The organism is Motiliproteus coralliicola, from assembly GCF_003345655.1.
In the GTDB taxonomy this organism is placed as follows: domain Bacteria; phylum Pseudomonadota; class Gammaproteobacteria; order Pseudomonadales; family Balneatricaceae; genus Motiliproteus; species Motiliproteus coralliicola.
Window position 1 is genome coordinate 146,323 of sequence record NZ_QQOH01000002.1, and the last position, 14,840, is coordinate 161,162.

A 14,840-nucleotide genomic window follows, 5' to 3' on the forward strand; every position below is an offset into this window, starting at 1 on the left:
CATAACAATAAGATCAACGAGCGAGACGGGTTAAAGCATGGGGATGCAAGACTGGCTATATATTGCGGGCGGGGTCATTTTGTTGGCGGTTATTGCCGATTTGATCCGACGTTATCTGCAACGCGACAAGCTGCGTCTGAAAATCGATAAACAGTTTCAAGATCTGCCGGATCTAGATCCGACCTGCTCCGAACTACCCAATGGTGGTGCCCGGGTGGTGACGGATCCAGACCTCCCGGAGGATTGGACTGCTCCTTCCAGCGACCCGATCGACTCGGCTTCGCTACATCAGGTCGAACCAACCTTCAATGCGCCTGAATCCGATCGGGTAGAGCCGTGTTTCGATCAGGTGGATTCGGAACCTGCGCTGGATCAAGAGCCTGGATTGGTGGCCGAGCCGGCGCGAGCCGAATCCGAGTGGAAGATCGACCCGATCCTAACCGGTGAGCGCCCGACAGCTGAGCCGGAAGTCGATCTGCTGATGGAGAAAGAGTTCCGAGGTGTGGGTGAAGGTGCCCATCGTTGGCTTGATCAAGCCGAGACCTCGTCGAGCCAATCAGAGCGCGCTGAGGCCGAGCCGGTTGTTGAACCTCATTTCCAGCCTGACGCTGAGCCGGAAGTGGTTCCGATTGCTGAGTCGGTCTCCGTTACTGAACCGCAGCAGCTTGAAGAGCAGATTGTCGAAGAAGCGTCAGCCGTAGAAGCCATGCTCGAGGAACCGCCGGTTGCCGAACCGCGGCCGGCTGAGGCTTTGGTGGAGGATGAGACAGCGGTCGTGAATCTCGTCGAAGAGATGCTTGATCCGACAGAGCCGAGCGTAGAGCCCGAACCGCAGTCCGAAACGAAAACCAAGCAAGCGTTGGAGCAAACTGCGGCTGACCCCGTGCCTGAGCCTCTGGTTGAAGAAACCGCCAGCGACGCTGAGTCGCAGCAGCCTCAAGAGGCTATTGAGCAAGAGAAGACTGGGCAAGAGAAGACTGGGCAAGAGCCGGCGAAGAGCGAGCCGTTGGTGGCCGAGCAGAGCAGCAGCCAGCCCAGTCTGAGTACGGTTGAGCCGGCTCTGGATCTGGAGCGCCCGGTCCATGAGCTGCTGCAGGAGCAGCAGGCCAGCCTAAAACAGGAACCGCAGCTGGGCGATCTGGACTCGCTGGTGGCCGAACCCTCGATGCCGGAGCCTGAAGTGGTCGAGCCCGCGCCGCGCAAGCCGGCGGCCACTCGGACCCGTAAGCGTAAGCGCAAGCCGCGGCCGGAGGAGCAGACCAGTTTCTTCGATCTGCTGCCGGATTTGGCACCGGAACCCGAACCCGAACCGGCCAAGCCGAAGCCCAAGAGCCGCCGTCGCCGCAAGGCCAAAACCGCCGAGCCGGTGGTGGAAGCCCCGGCAGCAACCGAAGAATCCTCCGCGGCGGAGGACGAGGTGTTGGTTATCAATGTTGATGCCCGCGAGCAGCCGTTCGCCGGCCCGATCCTGTTTAAGCTGCTAAATGCCTGCGGCATGGAGCACGGCGAGATGGCGATCTTCCACCGCCATGAACAGGACAAGGGTCGTGGCGCGATCCAGTTCAGTACCGCCAACGCGGTGGCGCCGGGCACCTTCGACCCGGCCAACTCCGAGCAGTTCAGCACCCCGGCGGTGACCTTCTTTATGCGGATGTCGGAACCGGCCGATCGAATGAATGCGTTCGAGTGCATGCTGGCCACGGCCCAGTGTGTTGCCGATAACCTCGGCGGTGAGCTGAAGGATGAGAATCGCAGCAGCCTGCGGACTCAGACCATCGAGCATTACCGCCAGAAAGTCCGCGAGTTCGAGCGCAAGCAGCTAACCCGCCGGGTTTGATCACCCGGCTTTGGCATTCACCCTCTTAACAGGCTCCAGATGACCGATCAGACTGTCGAGCAGCAACTGGCGTCGTTGCGCGCCGAGCTTGAAGCCCACAACTACCGTTACTACGTCGAAGACAACCCGTCGGTCCCCGATGCCGAGTATGACCGGCTGTTCCAGCAGCTGCAGGCATTGGAGCAGTCCCACCCGGAGTTGGTGAGTGCTGACTCGCCGACCCAGCGGGTCGGAGCCACCCCGTTGTCGGCATTTTCTCAGGTGCAGCATGAAGTACCGATGCTGTCGCTCGATAACGCCTTTGATGACCAGGCGCTGATCGATTTTGATCGCCGGGTTCGCGATCGCTTGAAGCTGGATGATGATGCCGTGATTGAATACGGCGCCGAGCCCAAGCTCGATGGGATTGCCGTCAGCTTGCTGTACCAGCAGGGCAAGCTGGTACGTGGCGCGACCCGCGGCGACGGCTCCACCGGCGAAGATATCAGCCTCAATGTCCGCACCATCGGCGCGATTCCGCTGAAACTACGCGGCCAAGGCTGGCCGCAGCGACTGGAAGTGCGCGGTGAAATCTACATGCCAAAAGCGGGATTTGATCAACTCAACCAGCGGATGCGTGACAGTGATCAGAAAACCTTTGTAAACCCCCGCAATGCCGCTGCCGGCAGTCTGCGTCAACTCGATTCGTCGATCACCGCCACCCGGCCATTAACCTTCTGTGCCTACGGCTACGGCTTGGTCGAAGATGGGGATGGCAATCCGGTCGAGCTGAATTCCCACCATACCGAACTGCTGAAGCAGTTGCGCGAATGGGGCTTGCCGATCAACCCGGAGATGGCCAGCTTGGCGGGGATTGAGGCCTGCATCGACTATTACCAGCAGCTGTCGCAGAAGCGCGACCAACTGGGATACGAGATCGACGGTATCGTCTACAAGGTCAACGATCGCAGCCTGCAACAGCAGCTCGGTTTTGTGGCCCGGGCGCCGCGCTGGGCGATCGCACGAAAATTCCCGGCCCAGGAGGAGATCACCCGGCTGGTTGGGGTCGACTTCCAGGTTGGACGAACCGGGGCGGTAACCCCGGTGGCACGCCTAGAGCCGGTGTTTGTCGGTGGCGTGACCGTCAGCAATGCAACCCTGCACAACATGGACGAGATCGAGCGACTTGATGTGCGGGTCGGTGACTGGGTGGTGGTTCGCCGTGCCGGTGATGTGATTCCACAGGTGGCTCGCGCGGTGCTGGAACGCCGCCCGCCGAATACTAAAACTGTGCAGCTGCCGAGCCATTGCCCGGTCTGCGGTTCCGAAGTGGAGCGCGGCGAGGATGAAGCTGCCGCCCGTTGCAGCGGTGGCGTCAGCTGCTCGGCCCAGCGCAAAGAGGCGATAAAACACTACGCCTCGCGTAAGGCGATGGATATCGACGGCCTGGGGGATAAGCTGGTCGAAGCGTTGGTGGACAACGGCCAGGTCGAACAGTTGGCCGATCTCTATCGACTCGAACATCCCCGCGTCGCCGGACTGGAACGCATGGGCGATAAGTCGGCCGAAAAGCTGCTGCGTGCCATTGAGGCCAGCAAGCAGACCACGCTGCCGCGCTTTCTCTACAGTCTGGGGATCCGCGAAGTCGGGGAGGCGACCGCGGCGTCCCTGGCGCGCCATTTCCAAACCCTGGAGGCGATCCGCGACGCCGATGAAGAGGCGCTGCAGCAGGTCGACGATGTCGGCCCCGTGGTCGCTCAGCACCTGGCCCTGTTCCTGCGACAGCCCCATAATATCGAAACGATCGATGCCTTGGTCGAGGCCGGGCTTAACTGGCCGGCCATCGAAGCGCCGCAGCCTTCCGAACAGCCGCTGGCCGGTAAGAGCTATGCGATTACCGGTAAGTTCTCGGCCATGGCGCGTCCGGAAGCCAAGGCCCGGCTCGAGGCGCTGGGTGCCAAGGTCACCACCGGTGCTCCCACCGGCAAGACCGATGCCTTGATCGCCGGTGAGAAAGCCGGTTCCAAACTGGCCAAGGCTCAGGCGCTAGGGATCGATGTGCTGGATGAGTCGGCCCTGCTCGAACTGCTGGCACTGGAGTCCTGATGCAGATCCCCCACGATCAACTCAGTGCCGACGCGCTGCAGGGCTTACTGGAAGAGTTCGTCACCCGCGAGGGTACCGACTACGGCGACGTCAATTACTCGTTGGCGGACAAGGTGGATCAGGTTCGGCAGCAATTGCAGGCTGGCGATGTGGTGATCTGCTTCGACAGCTATATGCAGAGTTGCACCCTGATGACCCGCCAGCAGTACCGTCGCTGGAGTGAGCAGCAGTTCGATCCCGACAACGAAGCCTAACCTTTTATTTCAAGGGTTTAGACCAGGGTGTAGTCGCACTGGTCCGTACCCTGCCGGATGATTCATGGCGGGTTCAGTCAGTTGCGATTAGGCTCTTAGTAAGGTTCTGATTCGAGGTTTTTATGGAACATCTTGACCAGATTATCGCAACGCTGGCGCTGACCATGGGGGTCGGCTGGGCCAGTGGTATCAATCTATACGCCACGCTGCTGACGCTGGGGGTATTGTCCAACATGGGGCATATCGACCTGCCGCCTGAGCTTCAGGTCGTGGGTGATCCGTTGGTGCTGATGGCGGCCGGGTTGATGTACGCGGTGGAGTTTTTCGCCGATAAGGTGCCCGGGGTCGATACCGGTTGGGACACCATTCATACCTTTGTACGGATTCCGGCCGGTGCCGCGCTGGCGGCGGCGGCCGTGGGCGAGGTTGCCATTCCGGTGGAAGTTGCTGCGGCGTTGGTCGGCGGTGGTTTGGCGGCCAGTAGTCATGCGCTGAAGGCCGGGGGGCGGGTGATGATCAATACCTCGCCGGAGCCGTTTAGTAACTGGGGCGCCTCGGTAGGTGAGGACGTAGCCGTGATCGGTGGGGTTTGGGCCGCGTTGAACCACCCCTACTGGTTTTTGGGGCTGCTGGTACTCTTTATCGTGCTGCTGGTGTGGCTGTTACCGAAGATCTGGCGCGGTATTCGCCGGGTGTTCCGCTTCCTGTTGCGATTGTTCGGCGCCGACAAGGAGCCAGCCAGTTCCCGAGGGGATTCGATCGAGGCAACCGCAGCGGCGGCTGCCGGTCGCGCTGGGGTGGATGCCAATCCGGGGCCCAGTCTGGGCGGTGATCGTTCCAAAGACTAGTGCTTAGCACGAGAATCGTTCGCTAAAGACAATCACAAAGGCCCCGAGAAGGGGCCTTTTTAGTGGTAAACCGAGTGAGTCAGATCCAGCGTTCGCGGGCTGCCTCGTTGGCCACCATATGGACCAGATCGGTATGGGTGACGATGCCGAGCAAGGCTCCGGTTTCATTGATCACCGGCATCGAGCTGAGCCGGCTCTTCAGGAAGGTGATGGCGACCTGGGTTATCGGGGTGTCCGGGGTGGCGGCGATCAGTTGGGCCGGGTAGGTGCCGTCGATGGTGAGGCCATCGCTGATCGGGCCAATCGGATTCAGCAGGCTGGTGCGGCGTAGCAGGACGTACTCAGACACAACGCCGTGGCAGGCACCCCGGGCATCGACCACCGCCAGGTGGTGGATATTGTGGGACTGGAACTGCTGATAGGCCTGCTGCACGGTGGCTCCCACCGGGATGGTGAACACCGGCGAGGTCATGATCTGGGAAACCTGGGTTGGTTTCTTGTGGTCGCTGGCGCGGCGGTTGAGTCGCTGAGTCTGCTGGTAGGCTTGCTGGGCACGGCTGGAGTTCAGTCGCTGCTCCAGGCTGATATTGGGTTGACCGGTCGGCATCTGAGGCGGGTGTTGGGTTTTCGGCGGCAACGCTTGATCACCGGAAGAGGGTAGCTCGCGGGAACGGGCCGGCTCGGTGGTGGCCTCGACTCCCTTGGGGGGGAGCAAAGACGATACCGGAGTTTGTATCCGGACTCCTTGATCGTAGACCACCAACGCCATCGTGTATTCACCTCTGCTTTTCGAAGTGTAGTTAAGCTCTTAGACCTTATATCGCCCCTTTTATTACTTTCTTTATCAGGAAGCGGGCGGGATTCAACGTTTCGAGCAATTCTCGCTCCAGTCCCAGGGGCTGATTCAGGATCAAGTCTGCCAGCAGAGAACCGGCCAACGGCGCGGTGATCATGCCTTTGGAGCCGTGTGCCAGGTTGACGAACAGGCCGGGCAGGTGGACCGGTGGCGTGTCGATTTCGGCCTTGGCATCGCGGCTGAGCTGGCGATAGTTGTGCAGATAGGCTGCTCGGTCGGGAACAGCTCCGACGATCGGCAGGTAGTCGGGGGCTGCGCAGCGGAAACCGACCCGCCCCAGGGCCTGCTCCAGCTGATGTCCCAACTGTTGTCCCAGCAGTGGGCTGATCTCTTCTACATGGGCCAGATTGAGCCGGTGATCCTGGGATCTCAGCTCGGGACTCTGGTCGTGCAGGTCAAAACTGGCACCGAAGCAGTAGCGGCCGTTTTTCGGGGGCGAGATATAACCGTTGGCGCAGACAACGCTTTTCAGTGAGGCGCTCGCTTCGATTTGAGGGAGTGATGTGGTTTGGCCGCGGATCGGCTTCAGCGGCAACTCGGTTAACGGCTCCAACTGGTTGGCTTCGTGGGCGGTACAGACCACCAGCTGTTGGCTTTGATCCAGCAGCTGCCCATTCTGGAACAGCTGCCAAGACCGGCTTTGCTGTTCAAAACGGATCTGTTCGATCGGTTGGTTAAAGTGGCAATCGATATTGGGATGCTGCAGCAACCGGGCACAGAGGCGAGCCGGGCTGACCCAGCCGGCTTCAGGGAACAGCAATCCGCCCGCCGCTAGTGGGAGGCCGGCCTGTTCGCTGGCTTGGGCTTGATTCAGACCGGTTACCAGCGTTTTGGGGTAGTTAGCGCCCTGCAGTAAAGCCTGTTGCTTAGTCTGTTCCTTGTCGTTGAGTGCCAGCTGAATCACCCCGCACGGAGCCCAATCCTCACCGGGCTGCGCCAGCCGATGCAGCAGACGCAGGCTGTGCAGGTAGCCGCTTAGATGGATGCGGCTGTGGTAGGTCGGTTGCGCCGGCAGCTTGGCATAAAGTACCCCTTGGGGGTTGCCCGAAGCACCGCAGCCTGGAGCCGCGCCGCGCTCATAGAGGCTGACCCGGCAACCGCGCTCGGCCAGCGCGAAGGCAGTGGATGCACCAGCAATACCGGCGCCGATCACCAGTACCCGCTGCGGGTTGTCGGCACAGGGTTGCGGGCGATCAAACCAGGGCCGTGACCGGGCGGTGTTGGGGCCTGGTACCGGGGCTTGGTCTGGCTCGCTGCTGTTGTTGACCGGGACTTCATAGCGCCCGCGGATCATCTCCCGTTTGAGGCCGAAACCTTTGGCCTTTTCTATCCTGAAACCTACCTGTTCCAGCCCTCGTCGGACATCACTCGCTGCAGTAAAGGTACTGAAACTGGTGCCCGTACGGCTCAGGCGAGCCAGTTGGGCGAACAGCGCGTCGCTCCACATCTCGGGGTTCTTGGCCGGTGAGAAGCCATCCAGAAACCAGGCGTCGACCTCGGCATCCAGGCGACTGAAGGCATCGCTGGCCTCACCGTAAAGCAGTGTCAATTGTACCCGGCCCTGATCGAAACTGAGGCGGTGGTAGCCGTTACAGGCCGGTGGGTACTGTTTGATCAGCGCCTGGGCCAGGCTGTCCAGTTGTGGCCACAGCGCCAGCGCCCTGGTCAGATCATCCGGATTCAGTGGATGGCGTTCGACCGAAATAAAGTGCAGCCGGGCGGTTGCCGGTGCTTGCTGTCGCCAGCAGTGCCAGCAACTGAGAAAAGTCAGGCCGGTACCGAAACCGGTTTCGGCGACGGTAAAGGCGGCGTCAGCGGGCAACTGTTCGAAGCGCTGAGGTAGATCGTTATGCTGGACAAACACATAGCGGCTCTCTTCCAAGCCGCTGGCACGGGAGAAGTAGAAGTCTTCGAACGCTTGCGCCAAGGGTTGGCCCTGCTCGTCCCAAAGCAACCGGGCGGTTTCCGCCTGTCCTGTGGCGTGGTTGTTGGTGTCCCGCTTAGCCATCGCTGTCGTCGGCAACCACGATACAGTTTCGACCGGCACCCTTGGCCTGATAGAGCGCGTCATCGACCCGCTTCATCATCTGCTCGACGGTTTCGTCGGCTTTTAATTCGGCGACACCGGCACTGGTGCTGTAGCTGAGCAGCTGCTCGTCCAATAGCTTGATGTGTTGTTGGTCACAGGCGCTTCGCAGCCGATGGGCGATCTTAAGGGCGGTTTCGGCGTCGGTGCCGCTGAGCACCATCAGGAACTCCTCGCCCCCGTAGCGACCGACAAAGTCCTCCGCCCGGGAGGTCTTGATCAGCAGTTGGGAGACGTTGATCAACACCTCGTCTCCGACCGCGTGGCCATAGGTATCGTTGATCCGCTTGAACTTATCCAGGTCCATCAAGATCACGCTGAGCGGGCTGCCCTGTTCGCGGGCGCTTTGGGCCTCACGGTTGAGGAAGCCGACGATCGAGCCACGGTTCGCCAACCCGGTCAGCGAATCCCGGTGGGCCTGGCGGTAGAGCCGCATCATCATGCTCAACTGGGTCAGCGCGGCCCAGCCGGCGATGCCGGCCAACAGGGTCAGCAGCCAGATGTCGTTGAGGCTGGAGTAGCTGAACAGATCACCCAGAATCAGGTGGTTGAGAATATAGAGTCCCACCACAAAACCGGCCAGCAAGGCCCCTTCAAAGATCGTCAGTGGGAAAATACCGCCCAGCCCGATAATCATAAATGGGAAGAAGTGGTATCCCGCCGGCAGGCTGTCGTGACCGTTGCCCAGCAATACAAACTGGGCCGCTGTGTGGAAGCCGGAGGGGATCACCACCAGCAGGGTCAGTTTGATACGAGCCACCAACAGGCTGTGATTGGCGCTGCTCCAAAGGCATAACAGCAGGAACAGAGCGCCACAGGTGATCCGCAGCACGGAGATGGTCTTCAGTTCGCTGCCGGATAGAAACAGCGCGTCGACGGCGATCCAGGCCGGAATCAGCAGCGCCAGCAGCAGCGCGATCGGTCGAACCCGGCCGTTGATATATTGGGCGCGGGTATGGCGAAAGTGTTTCGAATGCGGCCGCGCACGCAGCAGATCAAACAGATAGGCCTGCTTAAGACGCTGAATAAAGGCCTGTTTCTTAGTCGGGTAGGCAGGGTCGTTAGTGGCCTGCAGCTCAGAATAGCTACTGGTCGATGCACGGCGTTCGACGGCGTCGGGCTGGTCAACCTGGGCCTGTGGATTACTACTTTGATTATCCATGGGCGAGCAACCTTGCGCTCAGTATTCGTTCAAATTGTAGGAGCAGCCAGATCGGCTGTATTGGCTGATCATTGTGCACCAAAGCTGGGGATTATTCTATTTGCCCTGGACCGACGTTGTGCTTGAGGCTGGTCAAGTTGGAGCGAATACCGGATCATAGGGCTTTGCCGATTTGATCCTGGAGAGCCACTATCCGACGCTTACCGCCATTGAATGCCCTGCGCGCCTTTGAGGCCGCCGCGCGTCACCTGAGTTTTAACTCCGCTGCGGATGAACTCTATGTGACTCCTTCGGCGATCAGTCACCAGATCAAGTCGTTGGAACAATACCTGGAACTGCCGCTATTCCATCGTAATCGACGCAAGGTGGAGCTGACCGCTGCCGGGGAGAAGTACCTGCCGACGATTCAACAGGCGTTGGATCAGATCGACAGTGCCACCCGCCGACTGATGAGCAACCCCAACTCCGGAGCCGTGACATTGAGTGTGGCGCCGGCGTTCCTGACCCGCTGGTTGATGCCGCGGCTGTCGGATTTCCAGGACCAATACCCGGATGTGGAGCTGCGGATGAGCGCCTCCAACGCCAATCTGGACTTCCACCAGACCGATATCGACATGTCGGTACGCTATGGGCGCGGCGAGTGGAAGGATGTCGAGGCTCATCTGCTGATGGGGATGTCGGTGGTGCCGGTCTGTAGCCCCGAACTGCTCAAGCGTAGCAAGCCGCTGCAGAGCCCCGAAGATATGCGCGAGCATACCCTGATTCATGTGGCCACCCGGATGGAGGAGTGGCGGATGTGGCTCAAGGCGGTCGGCATCGATTTCAATGACTTTGGCAAGGATCTGCGTTTCTCCAGCACCTCGCTGGCCACCGGGGCGGCGATGGAGGGCCTGGGTATCGCGCTGGCGGATCGGCAGCTTGTCGATAAGGAGCTGGCGCGGGGCGATCTGGTGGTGCCGTTCGATATCGGCCTGGACACCCATAGCGCCTTCTATCTGGTCTATCCACAAGACCGTCCGCTCAGTTATGCCGGCAAGGCTTTTCGGGATTGGATTCTGGAACAGCTGCAGCCAAACGGGGGCTAATACCCTGGCTGTACCCTCAATCCAGCGGGTGGCGGACAAAATCCGTCTCCGGTTTGCTCCCGACGGCTTCATCAGATAACCCTGAAAGCGCAACAGCTTCTAAGGGGCTACTGTAGGCGGAATGAGGGCAAGAAGGATGACAACAACCTGGCTTAGCGAAGAACTACTTTTCGATATCGACTAACTCGCTATTTATGAGCCTCTTGAATAAATGGCGAGATTAGCGGCTCAGCGACAGCGCTATTAGGGGCGTGAAGAGATTGATTGGTAGTTGTCGGTAATTTCGCTGCAAGGGTGGTTTTTCTCTAGATAGCGACACATTTCTTGTTGGGACAATAGTCCCGTCAAACGCTTCCATGTCCGGCGTTTAGAATGAGAGCAAGTCGTAGAGGGTTCATAGCAGATCCACTTATCAGCTTCTTTGTTTGAAAAGCGAGATACGCATAGGTTTTCATTTAGATTTTTCAACATAAATGGAAACTCCTTTTATTGATATCTATCCATAGTTCCTGACGATACAGGCTATATCACTGTTATTTATAAATTTACGGAGGACTTACGAAATAAAAGCGGGAAGGAAATAGACAGAAAAATAGGGTTAGGGATGGAAAGGCAGTGTTTTCAGTAGAGAGCATGGCTGATCCATGCTCTCCAGCGTCGAATCGAATACATCGATTCAGACTTACAGTGCCACGATGTTCTCTGCTTGCAGACCTTTCTGGCCTTGAGTCACAGCAAACTGGACACGCTGTCCTTCGGTCAGAGTCTTGAAGCCATCACCGGCAATAGCGCTGAAATGAGCAAAAACGTCCGGGCCAGACTCCTGCTCGATAAAGCCAAAGCCTTTTTCTTCGTTGAACCACTTAACGGTTCCGGTCGTTGTATTAGACATAATAATATCCTGAATTTTATATAGAGTTGTGCCTTGATAAGGCTCGAATAGCTTGGAAATATAGACTGGAACTTAGAAACTGCAGGACGAAGAATTACGAATAAGACAGCGGCTGTAGAATGTAAATCGAAAGGCTTTTTTCTAGCTGCCGGAAACCATACAGGCAACAAGGTTGCTTGTCGATCTTTTATTTTTAATAGCGGATCGGCAGCCGTCAATAGTGGCTGCTTAGTCCGAGGTTTTTCTGGATAGTTCAGCCGCGGCTTTACAGGCTAAATCTATGATTTTCATGGCGGACGACCCCTGTGATTATCGTTGGTGCTGGCCAGGGTGGGTTCTCTTTGTTGGTTCCTTATTAGCAAGCTGTGCCCAGAATTATTCTGATCAGGCACCAGTGTCGTTGAGCTTTCCGGTTTCCCCTCATTCAATGCAGTCGATCTGGTTCAGGCTTGCCGTTGCTTTGTCTTAGAGCGTTACCACTCTCAGCGCCAAGCCGATCAACACCAGTCCAGTAGCTCGATTGATGGTGGTGGCACGTTTCTCCAGGCTGCGCAGCACGCGTGGATGAGAGATGATCAGCGCCACGATGATGTACCAGAGCGTATCGATGGAAAAGACCGTCGCGATCATGATCAACTGATCGGTCGTGCTCTGATCGGCGGTGACGAACTGGGAGAACAGGGCGAGAAAGAAGATCGCCAGTTTCGGGTTCAACAGCGAGATCATGATTCCATCCCTTGCCGCTTCGGCCAGGGCCGATTTTTTCCCTTCAACCTGCAAGGCGCTGTTTTGTTTGGCGCGTAATGCTTTGACTCCCATCCAGGCCAGATAACCGGCACCGGCATAGGTCAGGGCGGTATAGAGCAGTGGCGTTTCGGTCACCAGTAGACCCAGTCCCCAGATGGTCAGCACCGCCCAGATCGCCACACCGGTACCGTGGCAAATGGAGGTCAGGATCCCGTGGCTGCGACCGTTGCCGAGGCTATGACGCAGTACCACCACCAGGCTTGGGCCGGGCGACATGGCGCCCAGGCAGCAGATTGCGACGAGTGAAAGCCATACGGTGAGAGTCATAGCGTGATCCAGATTTCAGTGATGACGCAAGTGTAGAGAAGATATCGTTATTCTTAAAATGATGCTTTTATCTAGTGCTTATGATTTCAAATCATAGTCCTGTGGGGAGTACATCGAGGCTCGAATCTCGTCGGCGATGCAGTCGCGTACCCAGCGGTGGGCCGGATCCTGATCGTGTTTCAGGTGCCAACAGAGATGGTAGTGATGCTCCGGCAGGGGCATAGGCAGTTCGCAATAGCTCAGGGGTAGGCTGTTAGCGGCGTTTCTGGCAATGTGGGCCGGAAGGACCATCAGTGATTGGCCCTGTGCCACCACCTGAAACGCGGCCGAAAAGAACGGTACCTCGAACAGAATCTGCCGGCTCAGCCCCTGGCTTTCCAGTGTCCGGTCGAAGAAGGAGTCTTTATCTCCACCGCTGTTAACCCGTACAAACGGGTACGCCAAGAGCGCGTCGAGGGAGGGCTTGGCTTCAGACGCCAGGGGGTGGGTTGCTGCCATCAGGCAGACCGGCTGGTCTTTACCCAAAAAGATGCTTTGTAGATTGGCCGGCAGGGTCGAGATGGTGGTGGAGACGAAATCCAACGGCAGCTGCCCGAGCCGTCCCAGGCTCTGGGGCTTCCAGAGTTCGTAGCTGAAGCTAATTCCGGGCGCTTGCTGCTGCAGCCGGTTGAGGATGTTGGGAAAGATGAACTGGGCCACATAATCGGTACAGGCGAAGCTGAACTGACGGTCGCAGCTGGCCGGATCGAAGTGGCTCTGTTGGCGTAGCGCATCGGCTTGGCTGAGGATGCTTTGCACCCGGGGAAGAAGCTCGATCGCACGGGCGCTGAGGTGATAGCTGTTGCCTTCGCGAATCAACAGCGGGTCGTCGAAATAGTCCCTCAGCTGCCCCAGTTGCCGACTCATGGCCGATTGGGTCAGGTGCAGGCGCACGGATGCCTGGGTGACGTTTTTCTCCTCCAGCAGGGTGGCCAGAGCCCGGAGAAGATTGAGGTTCAGACGCTCCAACGTGATTCCTAGTTCAATGCCTTACTGAAAGCTGGAACGAGATCTTCGGCGGGGCAGGGCCTGGCGTAGAGGAAGCCCTGGGCCTGTTCACAACCGATACTGGACAGGAACTCCGCCTGGGCGGGGGTTTCAACCCCTTCGGCGATAACCGTCAACTCCAGACTTTTTCCCAACGCCACGATGGCCTGGGCGATGGCATTGCTGTGGTTGTCATAGGGCAGGTCTCGGACAAACGACTGATCGATTTTCAGTTTGTCGATAGGAACCTGTTGATCGATGACAACCAGCGAGCTGATCCGCTTTTCGCGCATGATCGCGATGCCGTCGTCGACGAAGTGGGTCTGTTCAATGGTAATGACCGGTGCGGTCATAATGTCATTGAGAGTCAGGTTCTTGTACATCGAATGCCACTCACTCGCGGTGCGATGATAGGTCAGCTTGCGTTGCCGGGCGCACCTGTCTAGCCGAGTCCCTCTGTGGGGGCTATCGAGCCGATTATCGGCGACATGAGTCCATATTGATATACCACGTACAACAAAAGGTTATAAGGAAAGACTTAGTTTGAGGCGCAAGAGAGCTTATCAGTCTGTCTAGTTGTTCATTTACCGACAGGGGCAGGCACTAGTTCTAATGTTTCTTCAGCTAGGTTGCTGCAATCTTTGTTGTTCAGTGGCTGGGTTTGATGTTGCCGTATGCGGTTTGAGATCGGAGTCTGTTGTGGAGCGGTGCAGGAGTTGGTGGTGGATTGAATTGATACGCCGCGTATGGACAACGCGGCGATCAACGTCGACTCTAGTTGAATGGTCTCAACATGAAACGGCTCACATTCGAGTCGAGCTTACGGCTGTTGTCGGGTCGGTGCGATCACCAGCTCACGGATGCAAACATTCTGCGGCTGGCTGTAGGCAAACAGGGTGGCGGCGGCGACATCGTCGGCGGCAATGGCGCCCCCCATGCTCTGCTTCCAGGCCTGATAGTCATTGATGATCTGCTCGGAGCTGGTGTGGGACAGCAGTTCAGTCTCCACCGCACCGGGGGCGATGGTCACCACTCGCACGTCGGAATCGGCCACCTCTTCGCGCAGATTTTCCCCCATGGCATGGACAGCGAATTTGGTGCCGCAGTAGGCCGCGTGGTTGGGGAAGGTCTTACGTCCGGCGATTGAGCTGACGTTGATGATGGTACCGCCTCGGCGCGCTTTCATGGCCGGCAGTACCGCGCGAATTCCGTTCAGAACGCCCATCACATTCACATCGAACATCTGCTGCCATTCGGCCGGCGACTGCTCATCGAGCTGGCCCAGCAGCATACAACCGGCGTTGTTGATCAGCCCATCCACCGGACCATAGGCCTGCTCGGCCTCTTCAATAGCCTGGCTGAAGGCGGTCGGATCGCAGACATCGACCTGACGGCAGAGGCTGTTAGGCAGTTGCAGCGCCTCGATCTGCTCAAGCCGACGGGCCAGCAGTAACAACGGGTGGCCGGCAGCACTAAAATGACGGGCGATGGCGGCGCCGATACCGGAACTGGCACCGGTGATCACGATAAGTGGCTTCGACATGGGGATGACTCCTGAATCAATAGTTTTTGATTGACTGCGTTGTGGCAGTCGATGAGGCTATTGTCGGAATGATCGATGGTTTGATAAATATG

General features: G+C 58.3%; 13 protein-coding genes. 5 read left to right on the top strand and 8 right to left on the bottom strand.

The window, feature by feature from the left end; genetic code table 11:
* Positions 1-37: 37 nt before the first annotated feature.
* The 4 genes from zipA (at position 38) to DV711_RS07535 (ending at position 5,024) form a co-directional block, all read left to right on the top strand.
* Positions 38-1,837: a cell division protein ZipA gene (gene zipA, locus DV711_RS07520; protein ID WP_114695070.1), complete on the top strand. Its 1,800-nt coding sequence runs from the start codon at positions 38-40 to the stop codon at positions 1,835-1,837.
* A gap of 39 nt (positions 1,838-1,876) precedes the next feature.
* Complete coding sequence (ligA, locus tag DV711_RS07525) at positions 1,877-3,922, top strand: NAD-dependent DNA ligase LigA (protein WP_114695071.1); 2,046 nt, start codon at positions 1,877-1,879, stop codon at positions 3,920-3,922.
* Positions 3,922-4,176: a YheU family protein gene (locus DV711_RS07530; RefSeq protein WP_114695072.1), complete on the top strand. Its 255-nt coding sequence runs from the start codon at positions 3,922-3,924 to the stop codon at positions 4,174-4,176. The genes ligA and DV711_RS07530 overlap by 1 nt, the downstream gene beginning before the upstream one ends.
* 122 nt (positions 4,177-4,298) lie before the next feature.
* Positions 4,299-5,024 (top strand): DUF4126 domain-containing protein, encoded by a 726-nt coding sequence (locus DV711_RS07535; RefSeq protein ID WP_114695073.1) that lies wholly within the window; start codon positions 4,299-4,301, stop codon positions 5,022-5,024.
* Between the two features lie 79 nt (positions 5,025-5,103).
* Here the strand turns inward: DV711_RS07535 and DV711_RS07540 are convergent, their stop codons facing one another.
* Genes DV711_RS07540 through DV711_RS07550 form a run of 3 tightly spaced genes read right to left on the bottom strand, consistent with a single transcriptional unit; the run spans position 5,104 to position 9,128 of the window.
* Positions 5,104-5,793: a CBS domain-containing protein gene (locus DV711_RS07540; RefSeq protein WP_114695074.1), complete on the bottom strand. Its 690-nt coding sequence runs from the start codon at positions 5,791-5,793 to the stop codon at positions 5,104-5,106.
* Positions 5,794-5,839: 46 nt separating this feature from the next.
* Positions 5,840-7,888 carry a bifunctional tRNA (5-methylaminomethyl-2-thiouridine)(34)-methyltransferase MnmC2/FAD-dependent 5-carboxymethylaminomethyl-2-thiouridine(34) oxidoreductase MnmC1 gene (gene mnmC, locus DV711_RS07545; RefSeq protein ID WP_114695075.1) on the bottom strand — a complete coding sequence of 683 codons (2,049 nt, stop codon included), beginning with the start codon at positions 7,886-7,888 and terminating at the stop codon, positions 5,840-5,842.
* Positions 7,881-9,128 (bottom strand): GGDEF domain-containing protein, encoded by a 1,248-nt coding sequence (locus DV711_RS07550; protein WP_114695076.1) that lies wholly within the window; start codon positions 9,126-9,128, stop codon positions 7,881-7,883. The genes mnmC and DV711_RS07550 overlap by 8 nt, the downstream gene beginning before the upstream one ends.
* Before the next feature lie 191 nt (positions 9,129-9,319).
* Between DV711_RS07550 and gcvA the strand changes: the two genes are divergently transcribed.
* Positions 9,320-10,213 (top strand): transcriptional regulator GcvA, encoded by an 894-nt coding sequence (gene gcvA, locus DV711_RS07555; protein ID WP_114695077.1) that lies wholly within the window; start codon positions 9,320-9,322, stop codon positions 10,211-10,213.
* Positions 10,214-10,895: 682 nt separating this feature from the next.
* Here the strand turns inward: gcvA and DV711_RS07560 are convergent.
* The 5 genes from DV711_RS07560 to DV711_RS07580 form a co-directional block, all read right to left on the bottom strand.
* Positions 10,896-11,105, bottom strand: a complete 210-nt coding sequence (locus DV711_RS07560; RefSeq protein ID WP_114695078.1) for a cold-shock protein — start codon at positions 11,103-11,105, stop codon at positions 10,896-10,898.
* A 465-nt stretch (positions 11,106-11,570) separates the two neighbouring features.
* Entirely contained in the window at positions 11,571-12,179 is a 609-nt protein-coding gene (locus DV711_RS07565; RefSeq protein WP_114695079.1) for a LysE family translocator, read from the bottom strand.
* Positions 12,180-12,257: 78 nt separating this feature from the next.
* Positions 12,258-13,187 (bottom strand): LysR family transcriptional regulator, encoded by a 930-nt coding sequence (locus DV711_RS07570; RefSeq protein ID WP_114695080.1) that lies wholly within the window; start codon positions 13,185-13,187, stop codon positions 12,258-12,260.
* Positions 13,188-13,195: 8 nt separating this feature from the next.
* A complete protein-coding gene (locus DV711_RS07575) occupies positions 13,196-13,588 on the bottom strand; it encodes an EAL domain-containing protein (protein ID WP_114695081.1) in 393 nt (130 codons plus the stop codon).
* Positions 13,589-14,025: 437 nt separating this feature from the next.
* The gene (locus DV711_RS07580) at positions 14,026-14,748 is read right to left on the bottom strand and encodes an SDR family oxidoreductase (RefSeq protein WP_114695082.1); all 723 of its coding nucleotides are present in this window, start codon (positions 14,746-14,748) and stop codon (positions 14,026-14,028) included.
* Positions 14,749-14,840 lie beyond the last annotated feature (92 nt).